1 protein-coding gene is annotated in these 1,227 nt (G+C 40.7%); it reads left to right on the forward strand.

Going from position 1 to position 1,227, the window contains the following annotated elements; translation table 11 throughout:
• On the forward strand, positions 1–1,043 hold a 1,043-nt coding region (locus tag AB5026_RS18960; RefSeq protein ID WP_368214150.1), incomplete at its 5' end, for an RNA-guided endonuclease InsQ/TnpB family protein.
• Positions 1,044–1,227: the final 184 nt, after the last annotated feature.

A 1,227-nucleotide genomic window follows, 5' to 3' on the forward strand; every position in this document is an offset into this window, starting at 1 on the left:
AAGAACGTTATGATGCCGGTGAAAGATTTATGAGCGGCAAGTCGTTCAGTGTATGGCTGAACAATGAATACCTTCCAGGGCATCCGGAATATTTCTGGATCAGAGAAGTCAGTTCCAAATCGGTAAAGAATGCAATCGAAAATGCCTGTACCGCTTTTTCAAGATTTTTTCATCATCAGACTAGTTTCCCGAGATATAAGAAAAAAGGAAGATCTGATGTAAAAATGTATTTTGTAAAGAATAATCCCAAAGACTGTCTCTGTGAACGTCACAGGATCAAGATCCCAACACTTGGCTGGGTAAGGCTGAAAGAAAAAGGTTACATTCCGACCTCTAAGGATGGATATGTGATCCGAAGCGGGGCAGTTTCCATGAAAGCAGGCAGATATTATGTGTCTGCACTTGTCGATATACCTGCTCCGGAAGCAGATGGAAATTTCACTGATGGGATTGGAATTGATCTGGGGCTGAAAGACTTTGCAGTTGTATCAAATGGAACTGTATACAGAAATATCAATAAAACAGCACGGATTAGAAAACTTGAGAAACAATTAAGACGGGCACAGCGAAAGCTTTCCCGTAAATATGAGAACTTAAAGAAAGGGGAGACCACTCAAAGAGCAAATATATGCAAACAAAAGCTTAAAGTACAGAAACTTCATCATCGGATAGAAAATATCCGTACAGATCATATCAACAAGGTAATATCTGAGATAGTGAAAACCAAGCCGTCTCATATAACGATCGAGGATCTGAACATATCCGGGATGATGAAGAACCGGCATCTCTCAAAAGCAGTTGCGTCCCAGAAATTCTATGAATTCCGGACAAAATTGAAAATAAAATGTGCTGAATATGGAATCGAACTGAGGGTAGTTGACCGATGGTATCCATCTTCCAGGATCTGCCACTGCTGCAGCTGTATTAAAAAAGATCTGAAACTTTCAGACAGGATCTACAGATGCACATGTGGATATATTGAGGACAGAGATCTCAATGCAGCACGGAATCTGAGAGATGCAGAGACTTACGAAGTTGCATGATCCCGCAAACGTAAGTATGTACCGAAGGCTATTTCGGGAATTAACGACTGTGGAGTGTACTTAGGATCTGTGAGTAGAGATAACTCCGGTTACTCAAAAGCATACACAAAGAAACAGTAAGCGGTATTCGTGAGAATCCGCATTATCTCGATGTGAGTATGTTTAATCACATTTTGAGTGGCAG

This window comes from Blautia sp. RTP21359st1_E11_RTP21359_211015 (assembly GCF_040910705.1).
Classification (GTDB): Bacteria; Bacillota; Clostridia; order Lachnospirales; family Lachnospiraceae; genus Blautia_A; species Blautia_A fusiformis.